Annotated in this window: 21 protein-coding genes; 10 read left to right on the forward strand and 11 right to left on the reverse strand. The window is 60.5% G+C overall.

Annotated features, from left to right (window positions below; all coding sequences use genetic code 11):
* Positions 1 to 74: 74 nt before the first annotated feature.
* Positions 75 to 287, forward strand: coding sequence for a DUF2093 domain-containing protein (locus B0E33_RS06435; protein WP_023002031.1), 213 nt, complete (start codon positions 75 to 77; stop codon positions 285 to 287).
* 26 nt (positions 288 to 313) lie between these two features.
* Here the strand turns inward: B0E33_RS06435 and lpxK are convergent, their stop codons facing one another.
* Genes lpxK through B0E33_RS06465 form a run of 6 tightly spaced genes read right to left on the reverse strand, consistent with a single transcriptional unit; the run spans position 314 to position 5,825 of the window.
* Positions 314 to 1,336 carry a tetraacyldisaccharide 4'-kinase gene (gene lpxK / locus B0E33_RS06440; protein ID WP_077290732.1) on the reverse strand — a complete coding sequence of 341 codons (1,023 nt, stop codon included), beginning with the start codon at positions 1,334 to 1,336 and terminating at the stop codon, positions 314 to 316.
* Positions 1,333 to 2,649, reverse strand: coding sequence for a 3-deoxy-D-manno-octulosonic acid transferase (locus B0E33_RS06445; RefSeq protein WP_077290733.1), 1,317 nt, complete (start codon positions 2,647 to 2,649; stop codon positions 1,333 to 1,335). Before B0E33_RS06445 ends, lpxK begins: the two co-directional genes overlap by 4 nt.
* Positions 2,642 to 3,340 carry a lysophospholipid acyltransferase family protein gene (locus B0E33_RS06450; protein ID WP_055657809.1) on the reverse strand — a complete coding sequence of 233 codons (699 nt, stop codon included), beginning with the start codon at positions 3,338 to 3,340 and terminating at the stop codon, positions 2,642 to 2,644. Before B0E33_RS06450 ends, B0E33_RS06445 begins: the two co-directional genes overlap by 8 nt.
* A gap of 32 nt (positions 3,341 to 3,372) precedes the next feature.
* Entirely contained in the window at positions 3,373 to 3,612 is a 240-nt protein-coding gene (locus tag B0E33_RS06455; RefSeq protein WP_023002035.1) for a DUF4170 domain-containing protein, read from the reverse strand.
* Positions 3,613 to 3,646: 34 nt separating this feature from the next.
* Entirely contained in the window at positions 3,647 to 4,495 is an 849-nt protein-coding gene (locus B0E33_RS06460; protein WP_197923128.1) for a 3'(2'),5'-bisphosphate nucleotidase CysQ, read from the reverse strand.
* Entirely contained in the window at positions 4,482 to 5,825 is a 1,344-nt protein-coding gene (locus B0E33_RS06465; RefSeq protein ID WP_077290734.1) for a TldD/PmbA family protein, read from the reverse strand. The genes B0E33_RS06460 and B0E33_RS06465 overlap by 14 nt, the downstream gene beginning before the upstream one ends.
* 443 nt (positions 5,826 to 6,268) lie before the next feature.
* Here B0E33_RS06465 and B0E33_RS06470 point away from each other — a divergent pair, with 443 nt between their 5' ends.
* Positions 6,269 to 6,859: a DUF6101 family protein gene (locus tag B0E33_RS06470; RefSeq protein WP_208984425.1), complete on the forward strand. Its 591-nt coding sequence runs from the start codon at positions 6,269 to 6,271 to the stop codon at positions 6,857 to 6,859.
* A 52-nt stretch (positions 6,860 to 6,911) separates the two neighbouring features.
* Here the strand turns inward: B0E33_RS06470 and ubiA are convergent, their stop codons facing one another.
* On the reverse strand, positions 6,912 to 7,868 hold the full coding sequence (gene ubiA / locus B0E33_RS06475; protein ID WP_055657806.1) for a 4-hydroxybenzoate octaprenyltransferase: 957 nt from the start codon (positions 7,866 to 7,868) through the stop codon (positions 6,912 to 6,914).
* Between the two features lie 368 nt (positions 7,869 to 8,236).
* On the opposite strand from ubiA, the gene purD reads away from it, so the two are divergent.
* The 6 genes from purD to B0E33_RS06505 all read left to right on the forward strand — a co-directional run bounded on the left by purD (position 8,237) and on the right by B0E33_RS06505 (position 16,623).
* Positions 8,237 to 9,508 carry a phosphoribosylamine--glycine ligase gene (purD, locus tag B0E33_RS06480; RefSeq protein ID WP_077290735.1) on the forward strand — a complete coding sequence of 424 codons (1,272 nt, stop codon included), beginning with the start codon at positions 8,237 to 8,239 and terminating at the stop codon, positions 9,506 to 9,508.
* Positions 9,509 to 9,618: 110 nt separating this feature from the next.
* Positions 9,619 to 10,536: an alpha/beta fold hydrolase gene (locus tag B0E33_RS06485; RefSeq protein ID WP_077290736.1), complete on the forward strand. Its 918-nt coding sequence runs from the start codon at positions 9,619 to 9,621 to the stop codon at positions 10,534 to 10,536.
* A 427-nt stretch (positions 10,537 to 10,963) separates the two neighbouring features.
* Complete coding sequence (locus B0E33_RS06490; RefSeq protein ID WP_077290737.1) at positions 10,964 to 14,113, forward strand: bifunctional diguanylate cyclase/phosphodiesterase; 3,150 nt, start codon at positions 10,964 to 10,966, stop codon at positions 14,111 to 14,113.
* A gap of 123 nt (positions 14,114 to 14,236) precedes the next feature.
* Positions 14,237 to 15,085, forward strand: a complete 849-nt coding sequence (locus B0E33_RS06495; RefSeq protein WP_077290738.1) for a patatin-like phospholipase family protein — start codon at positions 14,237 to 14,239, stop codon at positions 15,083 to 15,085.
* A gap of 115 nt (positions 15,086 to 15,200) precedes the next feature.
* Positions 15,201 to 15,545, forward strand: coding sequence for a hypothetical protein (locus tag B0E33_RS06500; RefSeq protein WP_023002044.1), 345 nt, complete (start codon positions 15,201 to 15,203; stop codon positions 15,543 to 15,545).
* A gap of 268 nt (positions 15,546 to 15,813) precedes the next feature.
* On the forward strand, positions 15,814 to 16,623 hold the full coding sequence (locus B0E33_RS06505) for an MBL fold metallo-hydrolase (RefSeq protein WP_208997774.1): 810 nt from the start codon (positions 15,814 to 15,816) through the stop codon (positions 16,621 to 16,623).
* 57 nt (positions 16,624 to 16,680) lie between these two features.
* Here the strand turns inward: B0E33_RS06505 and rsmD are convergent, their stop codons facing one another.
* Positions 16,681 to 17,238: a 16S rRNA (guanine(966)-N(2))-methyltransferase RsmD gene (gene rsmD, locus B0E33_RS06510; protein WP_077290739.1), complete on the reverse strand. Its 558-nt coding sequence runs from the start codon at positions 17,236 to 17,238 to the stop codon at positions 16,681 to 16,683.
* Positions 17,235 to 18,653, reverse strand: a complete 1,419-nt coding sequence (locus tag B0E33_RS06515) for a pseudouridine synthase (RefSeq protein ID WP_208997775.1) — start codon at positions 18,651 to 18,653, stop codon at positions 17,235 to 17,237. Before B0E33_RS06515 ends, rsmD begins: the two co-directional genes overlap by 4 nt.
* A gap of 251 nt (positions 18,654 to 18,904) precedes the next feature.
* On the opposite strand from B0E33_RS06515, the gene B0E33_RS06520 reads away from it, so the two are divergent.
* Together B0E33_RS06520 and B0E33_RS06525 are read left to right on the forward strand one after the other, a co-directional pair.
* Positions 18,905 to 19,333: a nucleoside deaminase gene (locus B0E33_RS06520; RefSeq protein WP_077290740.1), complete on the forward strand. Its 429-nt coding sequence runs from the start codon at positions 18,905 to 18,907 to the stop codon at positions 19,331 to 19,333.
* A 162-nt stretch (positions 19,334 to 19,495) separates the two neighbouring features.
* Positions 19,496 to 20,680 (forward strand): porin, encoded by a 1,185-nt coding sequence (locus B0E33_RS06525; protein ID WP_055657792.1) that lies wholly within the window; start codon positions 19,496 to 19,498, stop codon positions 20,678 to 20,680.
* Positions 20,681 to 20,757: 77 nt separating this feature from the next.
* Here the strand turns inward: B0E33_RS06525 and B0E33_RS06530 are convergent, their stop codons facing one another.
* A complete protein-coding gene (locus B0E33_RS06530; protein WP_208997776.1) occupies positions 20,758 to 21,636 on the reverse strand; it encodes an alpha/beta hydrolase in 879 nt (292 codons plus the stop codon).
* A 63-nt stretch (positions 21,637 to 21,699) separates the two neighbouring features.
* Positions 21,700 to 23,592, reverse strand: a complete 1,893-nt coding sequence (gene mutL, locus B0E33_RS06535) for a DNA mismatch repair endonuclease MutL (protein ID WP_077290742.1) — start codon at positions 23,590 to 23,592, stop codon at positions 21,700 to 21,702.
* Positions 23,593 to 23,671: the final 79 nt, after the last annotated feature.

Consider the following 23,671-nt stretch of genomic DNA (forward strand, 5'->3'; position numbering starts at 1 on the left):
ACTTGCCCTCTCCTGCCAGTCTGCCATAAATGCTATCGAGACTTCCCGATAGACCGACAGCCAAACTGCAGATCATGAACCGCTACGAAAATCCGCGCATCCCCAATGAAGCCCGCGTCCGCTACCTGGATGGCGACTATCAGGTGGAAACACCGGGGACATTCGTGCGCTGTGCGGTGACCGGAACGGCGATCCCGCTGGACGAGCTGAAATACTGGTCTGTCGAACGGCAGGAAGCCTATGTCGATGCCAATGCGTCCATGAAGCGGTATCTGGAAACGCGCTGAGCCGCGTCAGGCGAAGTCAAGCAGCCTCATTTTCCGAACTGACGCCGACGTAGCCGCTCCTTGATGAGTGACGCCAGCCTGTCTTCGTCGTCGATCTCCATTCGCACTTCCAGAACGGCCGCACTGGATGCGATCCAGTGGAACAGCTCTCCCGTCGACGTTTCCAGCCTGGCCATGTCCTTGGACGTCGTCACCAGCTTGAACCCGGCTTCCTCGGCTTCGGTCAGCAGCGCACGCACGTCGGCTTGCGTGTATTGATGGTGATCGGGGAATTCCCGCGTTTTCCTCACGTCGTAGCCAAGCGATTTCAGCGTATCGAAGAATTTCTGCGGTCTGCCGATGCCCGCAAATGCAAAAAGCCTGCTTCCCGCCAGTTCATCGTTCGGCTGTGGCCGCACATGCGCGTGAAGGATCGGCAGCCCCTTGCGTCCAGCCAGATGCACAGCTTCCTCTGCCGCATCCCCCTCGCCTACCAGGACCAGGCAATCGGCCTTCACGATCTGCTTGGCCGCAGGTGCCCGCAAGGGACCGGCAGGCAGACACTTGCCATTGCCGAACCCCACGCTGCAATCGACCAGCACCAGGCTGAGATCCTTGGCCAGCGCCGGGTTCTGAAATCCGTCATCCATCAGAAGGACATCAATGGGCTGCTGTTCGGCAAGCCGTGCCCCCGACGGCCTGTCGGCCGCAATCACGGTTGGACCGTACCGGGCCAGCAACAAGGCCTCGTCACCGACAACATCGGCGTCGTGCATGCTGGCATCGACAAGGAGCGGCCCTTTGGCCTTGCCGCCGTAACCGCGCAGCAGGAAACCGGGCCGCAAGCCTTCTTCCTGCAATCTGTAGGACAGTTCGATGGCAAAGGGCGTCTTTCCGGTTCCGCCGACGACGAAATTGCCGACGCAGATTACAGGCAACCGGCTTTTCGCTTTCGGCTTCTTCAACATGCGGCGGCCTGAGACCAGTCCGTAAATCCAGCCTGCCGGCGACAGCAGCCAACTTGCCAGTGTCTGTCCCGGCTTCCACCAGAAGTCGGGCGCCGACTTCATGCGCGGCCCCGCGGCAGCGGATCGCCAGTCGCCGGACCTGCTTTTCCCAACATGGGTTGCAACACTTTCAGGGTTTCGGCCAAGGCACCGCGCCCGGCCTCGACCAGGGCTCTTGCTCTTTCCGCCTGCGCCCGGGCAGCGTCAGCATCGCGCAAAAGACTGCCAACACAATCTGCCAGGTTCTCCGGCAACTCCGCTTTCAGCGAAGCCCGCCGGCTCCAGAAGTCCTTGTAGACGGCTCGGGCGTTCGCAACACGCGGGCCAGTGACCAACGCGGAGCCCGACAATGCAGCTTCCACCGGGTTATGACCGCCCGCATCGTTGAATGAACCACCCAAAAACGTCACCGGTGCCAATCTGTAAAAAAGTCCCATCTCGCCCAGTGTATCACCGAGATAGACATCTGTGTCCGTTTCAATTGCCTGATCCAGACTTCGACGCGCCGCACGCAGGCCACGGCTATCGATCATGGCCGCAATATCATCTGTCCGAACGGGATGTCGCGGCACCAGGACCAGCAGGAGACCGGGAAATTCCTCGGTGAGACGGCCAAAGGCCTCGAGTACAATTTCGTCTTCGCCCGGATGCGTCAGGGCGGCCAGCCAGACCGGACGCGCTCCTGTCTGCGCCAACAGGGCGGTTGCCTGGCCTTCGTCCACGGCCGGGTCCGGTGCATCGAATTTCAGATTGCCGGGCGTTGAAACATTGCGGCAGCCCAACAGGCGGAACCGCTCGCCATCGGCGGCGCTTTGCGCCAGAACCATATCCAGACACCGAAACAGATATCCGGAAATACGCGGAAAGCGCGCCCAGCTTCGATACGACCGGTCCGACAGGCGGCCGTTGAGAAGTACGAAGGGCGTTTGCCGTGAACGCATTTCATCGAAAAGGCACGGCCAGATTTCGGACTCGACCACCATCGCCAGGTCCGGGGACCAGTGGTCGAGAAATCGGCAGATCGGCCCGGGCGCATCGAATGGCATGAACTGGTGGATCGCCCCTTCCGGCAAGCGGCCCTGTGCCAGCTGTGCCGCCGTCACGGTGACAGTGGTCAGGAGCACCTTGTTGCCGGACCCCGTCAGTTCATCAACCAGCGGCAGCACGGATACGGTTTCACCGACACTGGCCGCGTGGATCCAGACAAGCTTGCCTGCTGGCCGGCTTGTTGCGCTCCGTCCGAAACGTTCCCCCTTGCGGGCCGGCAATTCCTTGCCGGAGTGGCTGCGCAGCCAGAAAAGCAGATTGAACAGAGGCGTCAGGGCCCGTGCAAGGCCCCTGTAGAGACTGAAGACAAGGGGTCGCCGGTCAGCCATCCGCCCTTCCGACCAGCTCGTAAGCACGTTTCGTTGCGGCGTTGAGCCCCTCTTCCACCTTGAGGCGATATTCCTCAAGCGTGTCGTCGTCCGCATCGGCGGGAACCCAGATGAGATCACTCACCGCGATGCTGCCCCGGCCGAACGGCAGGTTGACGCTGGCCTTGTCCCAACTGTTCAGCTCGATGCTGCGGCTGGTTGCCACCGCCACAGGCAGGACGGGACGGCCCGAATGCTTGGCAAGCTGAACGATGCCAACGCCAGACTTGCGGGCCGGACCTTTGGGCACATCCGCCGTCATGGCGATGGAATAGCCTTCCTTGAGCGCACGAAGCGCCTCGATGAAACCTCGCATGCCGCCGCGCTTTTTTATCTGGCGTGCGTTCTTGCCGCCGGAGGCACGGATCAGGCCGAGGCCGAGCTTGCGGGCCGCGATCGCGTTTACCTCGCCATCGGCAGACCGGGAAATCATCACCTTGGCGGGCCAGTGAGCCGGCTTGGCGAAGGGCACCATGAAGTGCTGGCCGTGCCACATGGCCACGATAACCGGGAGATCCTGTTCGGAACGTTCGTGCACGCCCTCCGGATCGATCACGAACCGGTTGGTACGGTAGACCAGTTTCAGGTAAACGGCCATCAAAGTGCCGATGCTGGCCAGAACCCAGGGCTGACGGCCGAGGCGTTTTATCATTTGGTGTTGTCGCCTGAGAGAGCTGCGCTGCCTTAAGAAGCCGTTTCCGGATCGAGCAAGCGGTGCATGTGGACGATGAAGTAACGCATATGAGCGTTGTCTACCGTCGCCTGTGCCTTGGATTTCCAGGCTTTGTAGGCTTCGGCATAATTCGGGTAGATTCCGACGATATCCAGTTCGTCCAGATCGCGGAACGTCAGCCCTTCCGGTGATTCCAGCTCGCCGCCGAACACAAGATGAAGGAGCTGCTTCGGAGTATCGGTATTACTCATCAATATCCTCGCTTTCGTCGCTGCAACCGGTCTGTTACCTGATCAGGTCGTCGAGCGCGTCGCGCACAGGCCCGATCAGCGCAACAGGAGCTGCGATCAGGGCCGGGTGGCCGGTCTTGGCGCGGTTGTAGATCAGGTTCCGACCCGACAGGTCGGTCAATACACCGCCCGCTTCCTGCACCAAAAGATCCGCCGCCGCAAGATCCCAATCGCTCGGCCCGCCCCGTGCGGCCCCGACATCGACCCTTCCTGCTGCAACGATCGCCAGCCGATAAGCCAGGGAGCGCAGGATTTCCGTACCGACAAAACCTGCAGCGACAACGTCCTGATTGGCAACAATGGAATGCGGTCCGGTCAAGGTTGCACCGGAAAGGCCGGTGCGATCTGACACCGCCAGTCGTGCCCCATTGAGCCAGGCTCCGCCGCCTGTACGGGCCAGGAACATCTCGTCCCGGCGCGGGCAAAAGACCGAAGCTGCAACGGGCCGACCGGCCTCGACCACGGCAATCGCCACCGTCCATTCGTCCCCACCCGCCAGAAAAGCCCGCGTGCCGTCAATCGGATCGACAATGAAGACACGCTCGTGGTTGAGACGGCTGCGGTCGTCGGCGGTTTCCTCCGAAAGCCAGCCGTAGTCCGGCCGCGCAGACCGCAGGTAGTCCGCGAGAAAACGGTCTACCGCGAGATCTGCCTCGGAAACCGGCGACATGCCCGCCTTGCCCTTGTACCAGGTCTCCGGATCCTGACCGAAGAAACCCAGTGCAATATCGCCCGCCTGGCGCGCAGCCAACTCCAGCAGGCGCAGGTCCGCGTCCCTTCCGGCTTCATCCAGCCCGATTTCGCTTCGTCCGGTGTCGTTCAGGCCCTTGTCAGCTTCCGGCAAGGGCCATTCCTTCAATCATGACCGAGGGAGTGGCTGCCGAATAACGGTTGTCGAGGTCGCTGCCGGGCACGAGCCGTGCAAACATGTCCTTCAGATTGCTTGCAATGGTGATTTCACTGACGGCTTCTACGATCTGGCCGTTTTCGAACCAGAACCCGGCTGCCCCGCGCGAATAGTCACCGGTGAGGCCGTTTACGCCGTGACCGATCAGGTCGGTCACCAGCAGGCCCTGCCCGGCTTCCGCCATCAATTCTTCCAGCGATTTTTCGCCAGGCATCAATGTGACGTTCGTTGCGCCAGGCGACGTGCCGCTGCCACTGCGGTGCGCCCGGCCATTGGGCGTCAGGCCCAGTTCGCGTGCGGAGGCACCGTCCAGAAACCAGTGTCGCAGGACACCGTCTTCAATAACATCGAGACGTTCCGCCCGGGTCCCTTCCCCGTCGAAGGGGCGTGTTGCGGCACCCCGGCGTTTGAACGGGTCGTCAACCACCTGGATGCCAGGTGCGAACACTGCCTCACCCATCCGGTCTTTCAGGAAGCTGGTCTTGCGCGCAATTGCGGCCCCGTTGATCGCCCCGACAAGGTGCCCGAGAATGCTGCGGGCAGCGCGCGATTCATAAATGACGTTCGCGGTGCGGGTCGAAAGCTTGTTCGGGTTGAGACGGCGCACAGCTCTTTCCCCGGCCCTGCGTCCGATTTCCGCCGGTGCTTCCAGGTCTTCGTAATAGGTACGGCTGTCGAAATCGTAATCCCGCTCCATGCCGGTCCCTTCCCCTGCGACGGCTGTCATGGACATGCCATAGCGGGACGACATGTAGGACCCCTGGAACCCATGGCTGGTCGCCAGAACGACACCGGCAAGACGCCAGGAGGCTCCCGCACCGCCGGATTTGGTGACGCCTTCGACTTCCAGACCGGCCGCTTCCGCTTCCAGCGCAATCTGCGTCAGGTCCTCGGCAGTCATTTCCTTTGTGTCCAGAAGCTCGAGTTCCGGAAACTCCTTCACGAGAAGATCCTGATCGGCAAGACCGGCATAGGGATCTTCCGGCGCGACCTTGGCCATGGCGACGGCACGTTCAGCCAGGCTTGCCGGGTCATCGAGACGGTTGGCTGAGACAGCAGCAGTGCGCTTGCCGACAAACACCCTCAAGGTGACGTCGTCGCCTTCGGCGCGCTCGGTTTCTTCCACCTTGCCTTCGCGAACATCGACCGAAAGCGAGACACCGGTAACCGCAATCGCGTCGCAGGCGTCAGCTCCGGCCTTGCGGGCTGCTTCCACCAGACGGGCTGCCCGGGATTGCAATTCGCTTTGATCAATCAGTTCCGACATCGTGTCCGCTCTTTCGTCTTCTGGTTCGGCAGTTGTTTACGCCCCGCACGGCTGCGCTGCAACTGTCGGGGCCTTTTGCGGGCAATCCGGTCGTGCCCGGCGCCGTCCAGAGACATGGTTTTCCCCTGATAGGTGGGAAATGGGATTTTGAGCCGGTTCCGGCAAGAGGTTGCAATGCCGCAGCGCCTCATCCGATTTTCGTAATGATGACCGCAAGATAGGCGGGATCGGGACAGGGCGGTAAATTCATTCAAAGGTTGTATCAAGTCGAATCTGCCACATGACTGAACAAGGTGTTACCTGTCTGATTACATTCCAGTAACCCTCTTATAAATCAGACTTTTTTAACTCTGTATCTTAAGTGGTTCACGACTTTTCTTCAGTAGATTAAATGCATCGAGAGACCAAAAATGGTCCGACCTAAAGGTCCGGTGGAGAGTCATTTGAGACGTCAAACAGAAATACAGGAAATGGTAGCAACCGGGGTCGGCGCCCAAACGATGCCGCATCCCGGTTGCCTGCCGGCCCACTTCGAGCAACGCCTTGAAAACCGGCCGGGTACCCCTTCCCTGCCAGCCGAAATTTTCCTGGATCGTGACAGGGCGGTCATCAAGCGGCGGGTTGCCGGTGTTCCGGTGACGGTGGTGGTGCCCGCTCAAGGTTTCGATGGTGTCATGGTCCGGATCGTTCCGGGCGCGGTGCCGGGTGAAATCGTGGCGGCACTGATCCTGAAACATCCCGATAGCGCGCTGTCGATCACCCTGGCCGAAACCGAGAAATCCGATGACCTTGCGGTTCTGTGGAGCCGGTGGGCCCAGGTGTTCAACCTGCCGATGCTGGTGTGTGACCTCGGCGGCAAGGTAAAGCCGATCGAAGCCTACAGCGCCGTTCCGGCTTCAAAACCTGCGCCCCGGCGCAAGCTGCGCCTATTGACCGGCCGCCGTCCGCGCTTCCTGAACCGCCGTCTTCCCGGCCGGCAGGAACCTTCGGCAACCGTCCACGCCAATGAGCGTGAGATCATTGCCCGCACCTGAGCGTGCACACGACAGTTTTCAAAAAAAGCCCCGCTGAGCGGGGCTTTTTTCGTTAGAGCGCACCGATAAGGGCATCGGCGAAGAAACCAAAGAACAGGATCCAGCCATAAGTCCCGTTGGATCGGAACAGTTGCAGGCACTGATCGCCGTCATCGATATCCAGAACGACGATCTGCCACCCCAGGTGAATGACGCCAGCCAGGATGCCGATAAAAGCGGCCGGACCGGCATCGGCAAAGATCGCAGCCAGAAAGAACAGCGCGGTTGCGCAGCTGTAGAGCAGGATGAGAGCCGGCTTGGTGTGCTCATCGAAGAGGCGGGCCGTCGACTTCACACCGACAAGCGCATCGTCCTCCTTGTCCTGATGGGCATAGATCGTGTCGTAGCCGATCGTCCAGCAGATGCCGCCGATATAGAGAAACACCGGTGACCAGGACAGGGACCCAAAGGCGGCCGCCCAGCCCATGAGCGCCCCCCAGGAAAAGGCGAACCCCAGAAACAGCTGCGGCCAGTTGGTAATGCGTTTCATGAACGGATAGACCGCAACCGGCAGCAGCGAGGCGATGCCCAGCCAGATCGTGTAGGTGTTGAACTGCAGCAGCACCGCAAGGCCGATGAGGGCCTGGACCACCAGAAAGATCTTTGCCTGAAGTCTGGACACCTGCCCCGCCGGGATGGGTCGGGAGCGGGTCCGCTCGACCTTGGAATCGATGTCGACGTCGACAAGGTCGTTGTAGGTGCAGCCTGCACCGCGCATGGCAACCGCACCGATGAAAAACAGAACCATGTGCCAGGGGTCCGGCCAGGCCTTGCCACCGGCGACCGCCGCCAATGCCGCCGACCAGAAACAGGGCCACAGCAACAGCCACCAACCGATCGGACGTTCCCAGCGGGCAAGGCGCGCATAGGGGCGCAGGCCAGCCGGCAGCCGCGTGTCCACCCAGTGCTGCTTGACCGCATCTGCAACCGGCCCCGTGTCGTTCGTGGAAAACACTTTCGATCCGTCCATTTCTCGATTATCCGGCGGAAACGCTCCTGCTTTCCGCCCTTCTCAGGTTCTTTTAGCGATTTTCAGCAGGAAATTCATCCCGCAAGAGGTCACAGGGGCGCTATCGTGAAACTCAGAGTTGGGCAAGGTGCCATGGTCTAACGACCCAAACCCGGTCAGCCCTCGGTTTCCTCTTCGCGCTTGCCACCCCTGGCTGACAAGCGTTCCGGCCTTTTCCTGGGCGCGGAAACCACCTCTCCCGCCGCGTCACAAGTTGGGCTGTGACCGGCAGAAATGCGCCGTTGCACGCGCCGCCAATTGCGGTATGCCGTCCTCCGTGTTAGGGGACGGCCCTCTTGCTTCAACCTTCACGAAGAGACTGCCCGTTTATGAAACTTCTCCTGATCGGATCCGGCGGCCGCGAACACGCGCTCGCCTGGGCGCTGGCAAAATCTCCCAAGCTGACCAAGCTCTATGCGGCGCCCGGCAATGCCGGGATTGCCGAGGTGGCCGAGCTTTGCAATCTGGACACCGCGGATCATCAGGCAGTCATCGGTTTCTGTCGCGAACATGCCATCGATCTTGTGGTCGTCGGCCCCGAGGCACCGCTTGTGGCGGGCCTTGTCGATGATCTGGAAGCGGCCGGGATCAAGACTTTCGGACCGTCCAGGGCAGCGGCCCAACTGGAGGGCTCCAAGGCCTTCACCAAGGGCGTGTGCGACGAAGCAGATATTCCGACCGCCGGATACGGCCGCTTTGATACGGCAGATGCCGCGCTCGCCTATGTCCGGGAAAAAGGTGCACCGATTGTCGTGAAGGCGGACGGGCTTGCAGCCGGCAAGGGTGTCGTGGTCGCCATGACCCTGAAAGACGCCGAAGAGGCGGTAACGGCCTGTTTCGAAGGCTCGTTCGGGGCCGCAGGTGCGGAAGTCGTCATCGAGGAATTCCTGGAAGGCGAGGAAGCGAGCTTCTTCGTGTTGTCCGACGGCACCAACGCACTGCCGCTTGCCACCGCCCAGGACCACAAACGCGCCTATGATGGTGACGAAGGCCCGAATACCGGCGGCATGGGCGCTTACTCGCCCGCTCCCGTGCTGACAGATGCACTGATTGCCGAGGTGATGCGTACCATCATCGAGCCGACCATCGCGACACTGGCCAAACGTGGCACCCCTTTCAAGGGCGTTCTCTATGCGGGTCTGATGATCGGCAAGAACGGCCCGAAGCTGATCGAATACAATACCCGCTTCGGTGATCCGGAATGCCAGGTCCTGATGATGCGCCTCAAGAGCGACCTGCTGGAGCTGCTGCTTGCAAGCGTCGAGGGCCGGCTGGACCAGACAACGGCGGACTGGCGCGACGAAGCCGCACTGACGGTCGTCATGGCCGCCAAGGGTTACCCGGGCAGCTACGACAAGGGCACGGAAATCCGTGGTCTCGATACACCGGCAACGGATGACGTTGCCGTCTTTCACGCAGGCACCAAACGCGATGGCACGCAGATCCTGGCAAATGGCGGACGCGTTTTGAACGTGACGGCGGTCGGCACCACCGTTCGCGAGGCACAGCAACGGGCCTACGAGCGGATCCGCAACATCGACTGGCCGGAAGGCTTCTGCCGAACCGACATCGGCTGGCGGGCCATCGCCCGGGAAAGCTGAGGCCGAGCCAAGCGAAAAACCGGCAATCGTGGCATTTCCGGTTTCCGGGACTTGGCAGGCGCTTGAAAGCAAAGGTAATCTTCTCCCCGGTGCGGGCTGGGGAGACAGACGTGAAAAACGACCTGCCGGATCTGTTTCCGGGGTTTGACAGCATCACTGTGGAAGCCAACGATGTGCGGCTGTTCTGCCGGACCGGCGGGTCCGGCCCACCGTTGCTTTTGCTGCACGGCTACCCGCAATCTCATGTCTGCTGGCACAAGGTGGCCCCGCAGCTTGCCGAACACTTCACGCTCGTCCTGCCCGACCTGCCGGGGTATGGCCGTTCGTCCGTGCCGCCGCTATCACACGATCACGCGGCCTATTCCAAACGAAGCATGGCCTCGGCCATGGTCGAGCTCATGAAGGTGCTCGGCCACTCGACGTTCTTTCTGGCCGGCCATGACCGTGGCGGCCGGGTGGCTTACCGCCTTGCCCTCGATCACCCGCAAGCCCTTCTGAAGGTCGCCGTTCTCGACATCCTTCCGACATGTGACTACTGGGACCGGATGGACAGGCTGTTCGGCCTCAAGATCTATCACTGGATGTTTCTGGCCCAGGCTGCGCCTTTCCCGGAAAAGACTATTTCTGCCGCACCGATACGATTTCTCGATCACACGCTGGCCAGCTGGACTGCGGCCAAGACCCTGTCGTGCTTTTCCAAGGAAGCCATGGCGCATAACCGTGACTGGTTTTGCGAACCAGACCGGGTATCGGCAACCTGCGAGGACTACCGCGCAGGTGCAACGATCGACTACGACCACGACCGGGCGGATCTGGATGCGGGAAGAAAGATCGTTGTTCCCCTTCTTGCACTTTGGGGAAGTAAAGGCATCGCCACCAGCGTGGACGATCCGCTTGAAGTCTGGCGGGGCTGGTCAAGGACCGCTGTCGGCGCCGCGCTTCCGGGTGGGCACTTCCTGCCCGAAGAAGCCCCGGAAGAGACGGTCAATGCCCTCCTCGAGTTCTTCGCAAGCGCGTCAGGCAGTTGATGGCACCGCGCCATACGACTTGCTTGCCAAGTCGAGGTTGGCTCCCGTCAATCGGCTGGGTCAAACACAGACGCTTGGGCGGCGATATCACCTCAACTGGTGACATTCAAAGGAGATCGTCTGATTTAGATCAAACTATTTTGCTGCATCGCCAATCATCAGGCTCAGCGCAAATACATTTGATCTTGAGACTGGAAGAATTCCTCTCGAATGAATTCTATTCTTAATAAGCCTTAAGGAACACATTCAATACAATTTAACCAATACAGCCTATTGAGAAAATTGGCAGTGATGGTTTGCATAACTTCGCCGTGCCCGGTGACCATAACAAACAGCGGACTGTCCTTGCCGATCAAAGAGGAGCTACGGCTGCTCGGGGGAACGGGTGCAACGCGTGGGCAAGCAAGAGTTTTGGCAAGACAAGGACTTGCGCGACGAGAAATCGCGCACAGTTGCGCGTGGGCGAAGTCCGAGTGCCATTCTTGACCAGATCCTGGCGCGGTGGTGCAAGGACGAAACCCGTTTCGAAAAACCCCTTCGCGTCGTTTTTCTGTCGTTTCTCTGCCTGACAGTTGCCGTCCTGACGCTCCAGAACGTGGTGACGGAATATCGTACGCTGAGCGAGCCGCAGGACCTGATCGTCAGGACGACTGAACGTCTTCTGATGCATCAAAGGGCGTTGGGGGAACAAACGCTCGATCAGGCAGTCAGTGTCGTCAGCGCCGATACGGATCTGCAGACAGCCATCCGCAAGAAAGACACCGCCAACATCAAGGCCGTTGCCGACAGGGTCTTTGCCGGAAAAGCTGCCGATCTGAATATTGCGGAATTGACCATCTATTCCGCCGACCAGCAGATCGTCTATCGCGCGCAAAGCAATGCCACTCCGGCGCAGGATTCCGCCAGCTTCGAGACCGAACTGAATTCCAACCGTTTTCGCGAAGTCGATGCTATCGAACTCGGCCGCAACAACGAGTTCATCGTCAGCGTGCTGAAACCCTGGCTCGTTGAGGGAACCCGGATCGGGTATCTGAAACTCGCGATCAATATCGAACAATCGCTCGCGCTGGCCAGTTCCGCGGTCAATGCCCAGATCGTCAAGGCCTGCGAAGTCGCCGAAGCAGGTGATTCCAGCACGGTTCACTACAAGGTTCTGGGCAATCTGACGCCGACCGGCTTCGACTTCAGCAAGATCGCCTCCAACGGCCACTTCGCCGGCTTCAACAGCTTCTTCCTCCAGAACAGCAAGGTGTTCATGGTTCGCGATCTGCCAATTATGGTCGTAACCCCGAACAACGACGTGAAGCTTCTGCTGGTAAAGGACATCACGGACAACATCTGGGACTTTGCCAAGGGGACATTGCTCTCTCTGATGGCAGGCATCGGCCTGGCGCTGCTCGCCTGGACGGTGGTCTTCCGTCTCCTGTCCCGTCTTCAGTCCTCCGTGCAGCTGACGCGTTCGCGCCTCGAGGCAGAAGTTCTGGACAATACCCTGAAGCTGGAAAGCAGCACGCTTCAACTTATCGAAGCCCAGCGGATTGCGCATGTGGGCAGCTGGGAACGCGATATCGCTTCAAACGAAATCCTGGGCTCGGAAGAATACTACCGGGTCATGAAGATCCCGCCGGACCTTCCGGCAAACGAGATCCAAGCCTATCTCTTTAATCGTATTCCCGGTGACGACCGAAAGAAAACCCTGGATGCGGTCAACGCAGCAGTGAAATCCTGCGGTGAATTCGACACCGAACACCCGCTGGTGCATGACGACGGCACCATCCAGTACCTGCACGTTCGCGGGTATGTGCTTGCCGGTCGGGACGGCAAGGCGTCCAAGGTGATCGGGACCGTTCACGACATCACCGACCGATGCCTGGCAGAACGCAGGAACCATCTGCTGGCCAATATTCTGGAGTCCTCGCTCAACGAGATCTACATCCTCGACGCGGAAACCTTCCAGATCGAATATGCCAACCGCTGCGCCCTGGCCAATCTCGGCTACACGATCGAAGAGCTGAAATCCCAGAAAATCGGCGATATCGATCCCGTTTACGACCCGAACACGGTCCGGCGCCACGTCGCGCCCCTCCTGAAAGGACATCGGGACAACCTGTCGGTCGAAAGCGTTCACCGGCGCAAGGACGGCACGGAATATCCGGTCGATCTCAGGGTACAGCTTCTCCGCGATCAGGACCGCGACCTGTTCGTGGCCATTGCCAATGATGTTTCCGAACGGGTGCAGCGGGAAAACGAAACCCGCGAAGCCAAGGTCCGGGCGGAGCGCCTGGCCTATTTCGACCCCCTGACCAAACTGTCCAACCGCGCCGGCTGCCAGCGCGATGCCAAGGAGCGTTTCGCCCGGAGCGAGAAGCCGGCGTTCCTGGTTCACGTCGACATGGACGGATTCAAGCGGGTCAACGATACGCTCGGCCATCTTGCCGGCGATCATTGCCTGGAAGAGACGGGCCGCCGGCTGCGCGAAGTCTGCCGTGGGCTGGGCACGGCCTATCGCTGGGGCGGCGACGAGTTCGTCATTCTGGCGGAAAGCGGAACGTCGGATCCCAACGAGTTGTGCGAACGGGCGCGCCGGATCATGCGGATGCCGATGGAGTTCAACGGCAACAGGTTCTGGCCGACCGTCAGCATGGGACTGGCACTGTGCCCGGAGGACAGTGACAACTTCGACACGCTTCTGGTCAATGCCGATCTCGCGCTTTACCAGTCCAAGGAAAACGGCAAGGACCGGTATACTTTCTTCCGTCCGGATATGCGCACAGACAGCGAAACGGAAGCACAGATCGAGCTTGAACTGAAGGACGCGGTCAAGAACGACCAGTTCTTCCTCGTGTTCCAGCCGCAGGTCAACTTGCGCACTCAGGCCGTCACCGGCATCGAAGCGCTGGTACGCTGGCGACACCCCGAACGCGGCACGGTTTCGCCCGGAGACTTTCTGCCGGTCGTGGAAAAATCCGGTCTGGCGCCGATCCTGGGTGAGATTGTCATCGACAAGGCTTTTGCCGCTGCCCGGCACTGGATCGACCAGGGCCTCGATTTTGGCCGCATCTCCGTGAACATCTCGCCATCGCACCTGTCGTCCGGGCTGCTGCTCGAGCACTTCAAGGCCGCGATGGAAAAGCACAATGTCGGACCGGAACGGATCACCGCCGAAGTTCTGGAATCGGTGTTCCTGAACGACAACCGGTCAGGTCACCTGGCTGCGCTGCGGCAACTCTTCGAGCTCGGCGTTCATATCGAGCTGGATGATTTCGGCACCGGCTATGCGTCCCTCTCCCATGTCTCGGACTTGCCGATAAACGGGCTGAAGATCGACCGCTCCTTCACGCGCCAGATGCTTCAGGACCCGAAAAAGGAAGTGATCGTCAACCAGCTCATCCATCTGGCCAGGTCGCTCAACATCGGCATCGTCTGCGAAGGCGTTGAAACCGAAGAACAATACGACCGGCTTCGGATGATGGGCGATTTCTCGATCCAGGGTTACCTGATTGCCCGGCCGATGCCGTTTGATCATGCAACGGACTGGATGTCGGAAGCCGCGGACGATCTATACTTCGTGATCTGAGTTTTTCCGGCACTGAGAGGGTTTTCCTGTTCGCAACTACCGTTGCAGGCAGTTGCAAGGTTGGCAAGGCGCGCGTCAGCCCCCATGTGCAGGGAGTAACGCTCTCAATGCCGGACCCGCGCCATGCCCTCTACCTCCTCCCCCAGAATCGGTCTTGCCCTTGGCGGCGGTGGTGCGCGCGGCCTCGCCCACATACCCGTTCTGGAAGCGCTGGATGACCTGGGCATAAAACCTGTCCGGATCAACGGCACGTCCATCGGTGCCCTGATGGGGGCGGCCTATGCCAGTGGTCGCAGTGGCCAGGAAATCCGCGACATTGCGCTGGAGATTTTTGCTGATCGCAACAGTGTGTTGTCGCGCCTGTGGCAGTTGAGACCACGCAAGTTCGCAGATGTGTTCCGTGGCGGCCCGGTGCAGTTCGACCCGCTTCGCGTGCTGGAAGTGTTTGTCTCGGGCTATCTGTCCGAAACGTTCGAAGACCTGGACATCCCGCTGCGTATGCTGGCGACGGACTTCTATCGCTGCGAGGAAGTGGATTTTGAAAGTGGCCCCTTGCTGCCTGCCCTGGCCGCCTCAATAGCGATTCCTGCGGTTTTCAGACCCGTGCGCTATGGCGACCGGTTTCTCATCGACGGCGGCGTCGTCAATCCACTGCCTTTCGACGGGCTCAGGGCGAGTTGCGACATCGTCATTGCTGTTGATGTCGTTGGCGCGCCGGTGCCGCGAGACAACAAGGATGACATCAGCATGCTGGATTCCCTGTTCGGCTCTTCCCAGATCCTGATGCAGACCATCACAAAGCAAAAACTGAAATCAGATCAACCGGATATCCTGGTCAGCCCGCCCCATGACTCCATCCGGGTTCTGGACTTCATGAAAGCCGAGAGCATACTGGATAAGGCGGAATCCTTGCGTACAGTTACCAGGGCAAAACTGGAGGAACTGATAAAAGAAACAATGGAAGTTACTTGATGGCAACATCAGCAGATTTATCCGTATAATTCCTTTTTATTGGACCCGACTTTGCGTTTAACAAATCATTAATCTTACTCCTAAATACTTTTCTCAATCTATTAGGAGAAGGTCAATGCGGCCATCGGGATCAACAGATTTGGAAGCCTGTCCGGTATCGGACGATTTGCTGAAACGGTTGCTGGATGCAACGTTGAACGCGGTTACTGATGTCGGATGCCAGCTGCCGGAACAGCAGCGCGCGGCACTTGCCGTCTACTGCTATCGCCGTGCGCATTTCCGCCGTCTGGGCCTGTCGCTGGCCTCGCTTTGCAGCCAGCAGGCGCTGGTCATGGAGGCCGGGCACGCGGGCGATCTTATCTACCGCCAGGCAAGCAGCGCCGGGTTCATGAGCGAAGGCGACGCGGCCAACCGGACGGCAAAGTCCGGGAAACCGCCGGTCAGTCTTTACGTGGTCTGAAAGTCAATTCCGGGGCTGGTTCTTCCTCCCACCCGCCCCCACCTCAGGCAACCGCCTTTGCAGCTACAAGCGCAGGCCGGTTGCCTTTTCTTTTGGCACCCCCTTCCAAAACGTCTCAAGTTTCAGGCAAACGGGCAGCGCACACCTCCACATGCCTTGCCGTTGGCGGTCTGCCCCCTAGTATTTTGCTCAGGTGTGGTTTTCGGGATGGACTGACATGGCAATGTGCTTTTTCCCAATTCACGGACGGCGACAGAAGGCCGGCGGATTGTTCCGGCTGGTTCCGGTGCTGCTCAGCCTCCTGGTTACAGCCGTTCTTGCAGGACCCGCATTCGCGGTCTGTCAACTGGTTGCAGACGCCCCCTACCGAGCGCCCGGGCCGGACGAAATGCGCATCTGGCGCGCGTCACTTCAGGCAAATGAAGTCCAGATCCGCTACATCGGCCATTCCACCTTTGAACTTGAAACGCCCAAGGGCGTGCGGATCGCAACCGACTACAACGACAGTGTCCGCCCGCTTCTGCCGCCGGATGTAGCCACGATGAACGGGGCTCACAGCACGCATTACTCCATCAGCCCGGATCCGAACATCGAACATCTTCTGTACGGCTGGAACCCGAAGGGCGGGCCGCTGGACCATGACATCACTGTTGATGATGTCCGCATCCGCAATATCCAGACCAACATCCGTGGCTGGGACGGGGAAGAACGCCGGCTCGGCAATTCGATCTTCATCTTCGAGGTCGCCGACATGTGCATTGCGCATCTCGGCCACCTGCATCACCGGCTTACGCAGGAAGATCTCGTCCGCCTTGGTCAGATCGACGTCGTATTTGCGGCCATAGACAATTCCTCGACGCTCCGGCTGGACAGCCTGATGGACGTTCTGGAAAGCATCGGCCCTGCGATGGTCGTGCCGATGCACTTCCATTTTTCCGGAGCACTTCAGGCCTTTGTCGGGCGAGCACAAGAGGCAGGGTATGACATCGTGCGGGCGCAAACGCCGGCCCTGATCGTCAGCCGTTCCAGCCTGCCAACGCGGAAAACCGCCTACATCATGATGCCGGGCGGCGCCTGACGGACGAAGGAAATCCCATAGCGAGACGAGAGGGTTGATGGCGGGCCGAAAGAGACTTCAGCCGCCATATCGCAGGAACACGACCTGGCTATCGCCTGCCTGGCGGCGGTCGAGTTCCTCGAAGCGTTCGGGAACATCGATGTGAGCTGAAGATCTCTCTTCAAGCACGCACAAGGCGCCCTGTTTCAGCCAGTCTCCGCCCGCTGCCGAAGCAAGGGCCTTTTCACCCAGCTTCTTGTCATAGGGAGGGTCGGCAAACACCAGATCGAAAGGCTCGATGGTGCCTGCACTGCCAAGGCGGGTGGCATCGCGCCGGAAGATCTTGGCAGCGCCATTGAGGCCCAGGGCCTCCATGTTCCGGCGAATGATGCCGCGCGCTTCTGCCCCTTCTTCGATGAAAGTGCAATGGCGGGCGCCCCGGCTGATCGCCTCGAAGCCCAGCGCGCCCGTGCCGGCAAAAAGATCCAGGACCCTTGCATCTTCAAGATCAACATCCAGGCCATGAGCCAGGATGTTGAAAATAGTTTCTCGCAATCGGTCGCTGGTTGGCCGTGTGTCGTGCGATTTCGGCGCGGCCAGAGCCGCACCCTTGAAACGCCCGGCGACTATTCTCACGAACGATCCCCGCGACGCGGCGGACGTCCACCTTTCGGAGGCCCGCGCCGGTCGTCCTTGTCACGGCTGGAACGGCGTTCCTGCTGCTTGTCTTCGACCACACCTTCCTCGCCCCAGATGCGGCGCGGCGGCGGTGTGAAACGCTCTTCACCGAAATCCTTGCGCGGTTTCGGTTCGGACGTCAGGCGGAAACGGGAGCGCGGCGAGACTTTTACTTTTTCCTGGCGCGGCCCGGCATTCTTGCGCGGCCCCTGGCCGGATGCCTTCTTGCGATCTTCACGCTTTTCGTTGCGTTCAGTCTTGGCTGCGCGCTTGCGATCGGTTTCACTACGGCCTTCTCGCGCGGTCATCCAGCGACCCTGGCTGGCTTCACGCTTGCCGCCATCCCTGCCGCTACTTTCCCGGCCGCCACCTTCCCGGCCACCGCCACGCTTGGCGCCTGCGGACTTCTTTTCCGCTTCCGGCTTGGGGGCATGAAAGATCGGAGCGTCAAAATCCGCACCGGCTTCCTCGGCCAGCGTATCGCCCAACTGGTCACGCAAAACGCGGCCCCGGATTTCACGGACGTCGCCTTCCGGCAGATCCATCAGCTGGAACGGGCCATAGGACAGGCGGATCAGGCGGTTCACGGCAAGGCCGAGATGTTCCAGAACCCGCTTGACCTCACGGTTCTTGCCTTCGCGCAGGCCGACCGTCATCCAGACGTTGTTGCCCTGCTCCTTGTCGAGCGTCGCCTCAATCGCGCCATAGAGCACGCCATCGATCGCGATACCGTCCTTCAATGTGTCGAGATCCGCCTGGGTCACCTTGCCGAAGGCGCGCACGCGGTAGCGGCGCAACCAGCCGGTGGCCGGCAATTCCAGAACGCGCGCCAGGCCACCATCATTGGTCAGGAGCAGCAAGCCTTCAGTGTTGATGTCGAGCCGGCCCACGGTCAGAACGCGCGGGAGATCATCTGGCAAGCGCTGGAACACCGTCGGACGGCCTTCCGGATCCTTGTTGGTCGTCACCAGCCCCCGTGGCTTGTGGTAGAGCCAGAGCCGGGTGCGCTCGCGCATCGGCAACGGTTCCCCGTCCACCAGCACCTTGTCGTCAGCTGTCACTGTTACCGCAGGCGTGGTCAACAGCTTGCCGTTGAGCTCAACGCGGCCGTTTTCGATCCACACTTCCGCCTCTCGGCGAGAACACAGGCCGACGCGCGCCATGACCTTGGCAATGCGTTCGCCACGATCATTGGCTTCATCTGCCAGTGGTGCAGTCGCCGGTCTCGGCGCCCGTTTTTCGAAGTCGCCCTTTTTGGGGCCGGCTTTCGATTTGTCGTTCGGTGCGGACCGGCGCTTTTCCGGTGCACGTTTATCGCGTCCCCGGCCTTTTGCGGGACCCGGGCGCTCGGAAGAGAATTTTCTTGTCGTCATGCGCGCGTCATAGCAGAGCTTGAGCCTTTCGGGAATCGCTTGTTTTCTGCATAAACCGCAGAGGCGCCGTGCTCCGGATGCATGGCGGCGGCCTGACGCCTCGGCGAAGGCCCTGTCCGGGGCTGACGACCGGCATAATAACGGGTAAACAGAACAAAGCCGACAGCCTCTCAAATCGAGGCTGAACCCTACACTTACGCTCCGACTCACCCTGCTCGATGCTTACCACTTCTGCCAATCAGACATCGTTCATGGATCTCGCGCTCGAAGAGGCCGAGAAAGCGGCGGCACGCGGTGAAGTGCCGGTCGGTGCGGTGCTCGTTCGCGATGGTGAAGTGATCGCTCGAGACGGGAACCGGACGCTGGAGCTCAGCGATCCGACAGCTCACGCAGAAATTCTCGTGATCCGCTCCGCATGCGAACGGGCAGCTTCGCAACGCCTTCCGGACTGCGATCTCTACGTGACGCTCGAACCGTGTCCCATGTGTGCGGGAGCGATCTCCTTCGCGCGGGTCCGCCGGCTTTACTATGGCGCAGGAGATGAAAAGGGCGGCGCGGTCGATCATGGCACCCGCTTTTTCTGCCAGCCGACGTGTCATCACACACCGGATGTCTATTCCGGCATAGGCGCGACACGCGCGGCGGGGTTGCTCAGATCGTTCTTTCAGGCAAAGCGTTAAACGGTTTTCAGGTTAAATTGACCGGATTGCCCGTTGCTCAAAAGCAACAACATCAACCAATCGCTCATATCTGCTGATTTCACCTCTCCGAGAGGCTGAAACTGACATCTACGAACGGCATAATGTGCGTGGGGGTATTTCCGCACTTCATCGGAGTATCAAATGACTCGTAATGTTGTTCTCGGGGCAATTGCCGGTTTCTTCGCGGCCGCAAGTCCGGCGCTTTCGGCCGACCTGCCAGTGGCTCCGGAACCTGTCGACTATGTCCGGATCTGTGACGCCTACGGCGCGCGCTTCTATTACATTCCCGGCACCGAAACCTGCCTGCGCGTAGGTGGTCGTGTCCGGACCGAATTCCGCGTCCGCAACTTCGGCGAGGCCGAAAACGCCTGGGGCGACCGGGACACCGACGGTTACCAGTGGCGTTCGCGCGGGTATCTCTACCTCGATGCACGTACCGCGACCGAATTCGGAACACTGCGTGCCTTTATCGAATCCTACATCACGCTGACCAACGCATCGACTTCGACCACGCTGGACAAAGCCTATATCCAGTGGGGCGGCCTGCTGGCCGGTCACAACGGTTCGAACTTCGACTTCTTCACCGGATATGCCTTCAACGCGCAGATCGAAAGCTATTCCGATCGCAAGCTGAATCAGGTCGCCTATACGATGGCCTTCGGCAACGGCTTCAATGCGACTGTCGCGCTGGAAGACCGTTCGGGCCGCGAAGAGAATATCGCGTTCAACGGCACCAACCAGAGCTATGGCGGCACCCGCGCACCGGACTTCGTCGCGGCACTGGGCGTCAACCAGGGCTGGGGTCAGGCCCAGATCATGGGTGCTCTTCACCAGGTCTATCCGAGCGCTGCCTACAACGGTCTTGCAGGCCGGACGGAAGACGAACTCGGCTGGGCAGCTGGTGCCGGCGTGACCGTGAACTTCGGTGGCTTTGCCAAGGGCGGTGCCGTCTCCCTGCAGGCCGTCTATACCGATGGCGCCAGCGGATACGGGTCCACGGGCTGGAACAGCCGCATCACCGATGCGGTCTGGAATGGCAGCAGCACCGAGACCACCAAGACGCTGAACATCTTCGGCGGCGTGACGCTCGGCGTAACCGACACCGTTCAGGTGAATGTCGAAGGCGGCTACCATGATGTCGATGGCGGCACCAGCGCCTATGACTTCACCCAGTGGGACGCGACCGCAAACGTGGTCTGGGAACCGGTCTCCGGCTTCCTGATGGGCCCGGAATTCCAGTATCGTGATGTCGACTACAGCCGCTCCTCCGGCCTGAACGACACCTACGAGCTCTACGGGACCTTCCGCCTGCAGCGCACATTCTGATGCCGTAACCCCGGCAAAGGAAAACCCCGGGCACTTCGCCCGGGGTTTTCTGTTTCAGGCGCAACACGGCAGATGGTTCAAGAGCCTTCGCGCCATTTCACCCAGGCGGCAAGAACGAAGTCCCACATCCCGTTTGACCACAGATTGCTGTGACCGCCACCTTCGACGATCACAAGCTGCCTGGGGTCTTTCGCAAATTCATAAAGACGCCTGCCGTGTTCGACCGGGATGACCCGGTCTTCCGTCCCGTGCACGATCAGGACCGGCGCGGCGATCTTGCCGACGCGATCCCGTGTCGCCATCGGGTCGCTCATCATGAGGCCCACCGGCAACCAGGGATACCTGTCCCAGGCCATGTCGATCAGCGCGGTATAGGGCGCTTCCAGCACCACAAGGTCCGTTTGCGAACGCTCTGCCGCCACTGCGGCGGCAACACCCGAGCCAAGACTTTCTCCATGGACAATGACCGGCGTGCCCGAAGCTGCCATCCGGTCGAAATGTTCAAGGCCGTCCGAAATCAACGCCTCTTCCGACGGGCTCCCCTCACTTCCGGCATATCCCCGGTAGCTGGGCGCATAGAGACCGAAACCGCTGTCCAGGATCTGCTTGAACCGCTTCCAGCGGGAGGAGACATTGGCTGAATTGCCGTGAAAATAGAGTACCGTGGGAGCGCCTTCAGCAGCAGGTGGCGCGTGCCAGACGGTCACCTTTGTACCGTCAGCCATCGCCGCTGTTTCAACGGTGATACCTGAGAGCCCCTTTTCATCCGGCGTACTCAATTCTCCGGTTGGAACGAAGATGAAGCTGCGCTGGTTGAAATACATGTAACCGGCCGCCATGGCGTAGGCGATGCCGGCAATGACAGCCACACGCGAGACGGCTTTCCAAAGCGTGCGCCCAGGTCTGCCGGTCTTGTTCAATGCCTGTTCCGCGCTGCCGGAGCCGGTTTGTGTCATCTGACTGTCTCCCATTGCTCCGACGTCTACGATCCGCATCGGGAGGTCGATCAGATTGCCGGGTTATTTGCGGCCGAACAGCTTCTCGATATCGCCGAGTTTCAGCTCCACCCAGGTTGGCCGGCCGTGATTGCACTGTCCGGAAAGCGGCGTGGCTTCCATGTCGCGCAAGAGCGCATCCATTTCCTCGGGACGCATGCGCCTGCCTGCACGCACCGAACCGTGGCAGGCCATCGTGGCGGCAACATGGTCCAGCTTTTCCTTGAGACCTTCGGCGGTGTCCCATTCGGCAAGCTCGTCGGCCAGGTTCCGGACCATGCCCTGGATATCCATGTCGCCGAGGATAGCGGGGGTCTCCCTGACGGCGATGGCACCCGGGCCGAAGGCTTCCAGGGACAGGCCGACTTTTTCAAGATCCTCCGCGCGATCAGCCAGCCGGATTGCATCTTCTTCCGGCAACTCGACGATCTCGGGGATGAGCAGCATCTGGCGGGCGACATCCTTCTTGGCCAGCGCTTCCTTCAGACGTTCGTAGACAAGGCGCTCGTGGGCGGCGTGCTGGTCAACGATGACGACACCGTCCTCGGTCTGGGCGATGATATAGGTTTCGTGAACCTGCGCACGGGCGGCCCCCAGCGGAAGGCGGGTCTTTTCGGTTTCAACCGGCACGTCATTCGCGCGGGCATCCGCCGACGGTCTGGCAAAGTCGGCAAAACCGTTCTGCCGTTCGAAGGCCGGCTGTGCTGCTTCGGCAAAGCCTGTTGCGTGCGCTTCCTCCATCTGGAGCGGGCGAAAGGCCTCCGGCGCCCAATGGGGCGCAGCAGACGTGCGGGTGTAGGAACCACCGCCATATCCCCCGGATCCTGCCGGAGAAGACGGTGTATGACCCGGTTGAGAGAACCCCGCCGACTGTGCCCTGATGGCGTCCAGTGCAACGGCCGCGTTCGAGGTCGATGACCGGTGCCCGGACTGAACCAGTGCATGCTTGATGGCACCCACCAGAAGCCCACGCACAAGCTGGCTGTCCCGGAAGCGCACATCGGCCTTGGCCGGGTGCACGTTGACATCGACCAGTGTCGGGTCGAGATCGATGAACAGAACCACAACCGGATGCCGGTCACGGGCCAGCACATCGGCATAGGCTCCGCGCAGTCCGGATAGCAGCAGCTTGTCCTTCACCGGGCGGCCGTTGACGAAGAAGAACTGGTTCTGCGCATTGCCACGGTGGTGTGTCGGCAAGCCTGCAAAACCGGTGAGACGCACGCCTTCCCGGGCAGCGTCGATTTCCATGGCGTTGTCGACAAAATCCTGGCCGAGAATCTGCGCGATCCGAGCAAGATGCGGTTCACTGCCGCGTGCTGCTGGCCAGCTCTGGGACTGCCGGTCGGCGCCGCCGAGGGAAAAGCCGATCTCCGGATAGGCGAGCGCGATCCGCTTGACGATTTCGGTGATGGCGGCCGCTTCCGCACGATCCGATTTCAGGAATTTCAGCCGTGCAGGTGTCGCGAAGAAAAGGTCACGCACTTCAACCTGGGTGCCTTTTGTACGGGCTGCGGGCACAAGCGGCTGCTCCCTGCCGCCCTCGACGGCGATGGCCCAGGCGTGGTCCTCGTCCTTGTGACGGGTCTGGATCGCCAGCCGGGCGACGGAGCCGATGGACGGCAGCGCTTCACCGCGAAACCCGAGCGTGCGGATGTCGAACAGGTCGTCGTCGGAAATCTTGGAGGTGCAGTGCCGGCGGATTGCCAGTTGCAGATCCTCCTGGCGCATGCCCTCGCCGTCGTCGGCAACGCGCATGAGCGTCTTGCCACCGGCGGCGGTGACGATCTCGACCTGTTTTGCCCCGGCGTCGACGGCGTTTTCCACCAACTCCTTGATCACGCTGGCGGGTCTTTCGATGACCTCGCCGGCCGCAATCTGGTTGATCACCTGTTCGCCAAGTTGCCTGACCTTCATGAAACTCCCTCTACTCGGTTTCGCACCGCGCCATGTTCCTATATGGTCCGCGCCGAGTTTGCGTCGATTCTTCAGCAAA

The sequence above is a fragment of the Roseibium algicola genome (assembly GCF_001999245.1).
Taxonomy (GTDB): Bacteria; Pseudomonadota; Alphaproteobacteria; order Rhizobiales; family Stappiaceae; genus Roseibium; species Roseibium algicola.

Coding starts and splice junctions, on each gene's coding strand:
- B0E33_RS06435 (WP_023002031.1), top strand. CDS start 75: ATGAACCGCTACGAAAATCCGCGCATCCCCAATGAAGCCCGCGTCCGC.
- lpxK (WP_077290732.1), bottom strand. CDS start 1,336: ATGAAGTCGGCGCCCGACTTCTGGTGGAAGCCGGGACAGACACTGGCA.
- B0E33_RS06445 (WP_077290733.1), bottom strand. CDS start 2,649: ATGGCTGACCGGCGACCCCTTGTCTTCAGTCTCTACAGGGGCCTTGCA.
- B0E33_RS06450 (WP_055657809.1), bottom strand. CDS start 3,340: ATGATAAAACGCCTCGGCCGTCAGCCCTGGGTTCTGGCCAGCATCGGC.
- B0E33_RS06455 (WP_023002035.1), bottom strand. CDS start 3,612: ATGAGTAATACCGATACTCCGAAGCAGCTCCTTCATCTTGTGTTCGGC.
- B0E33_RS06465 (WP_077290734.1), bottom strand. CDS start 5,825: ATGTCGGAACTGATTGATCAAAGCGAATTGCAATCCCGGGCAGCCCGT.
- ubiA (WP_055657806.1), bottom strand. CDS start 7,868: ATGGACGGATCGAAAGTGTTTTCCACGAACGACACGGGGCCGGTTGCA.
- purD (WP_077290735.1), top strand. CDS start 8,237: ATGAAACTTCTCCTGATCGGATCCGGCGGCCGCGAACACGCGCTCGCC.
- B0E33_RS06495 (WP_077290738.1), top strand. CDS start 14,237: ATGCCCTCTACCTCCTCCCCCAGAATCGGTCTTGCCCTTGGCGGCGGT.
- B0E33_RS06500 (WP_023002044.1), top strand. CDS start 15,201: ATGCGGCCATCGGGATCAACAGATTTGGAAGCCTGTCCGGTATCGGAC.
- B0E33_RS06515 (WP_208997775.1), bottom strand. CDS start 18,653: ATGACGACAAGAAAATTCTCTTCCGAGCGCCCGGGTCCCGCAAAAGGC.
- B0E33_RS06520 (WP_077290740.1), top strand. CDS start 18,905: ATGGATCTCGCGCTCGAAGAGGCCGAGAAAGCGGCGGCACGCGGTGAA.
- B0E33_RS06525 (WP_055657792.1), top strand. CDS start 19,496: ATGACTCGTAATGTTGTTCTCGGGGCAATTGCCGGTTTCTTCGCGGCC.
- B0E33_RS06530 (WP_208997776.1), bottom strand. CDS start 21,636: ATGACACAAACCGGCTCCGGCAGCGCGGAACAGGCATTGAACAAGACC.
- mutL (WP_077290742.1), bottom strand. CDS start 23,592: ATGAAGGTCAGGCAACTTGGCGAACAGGTGATCAACCAGATTGCGGCC.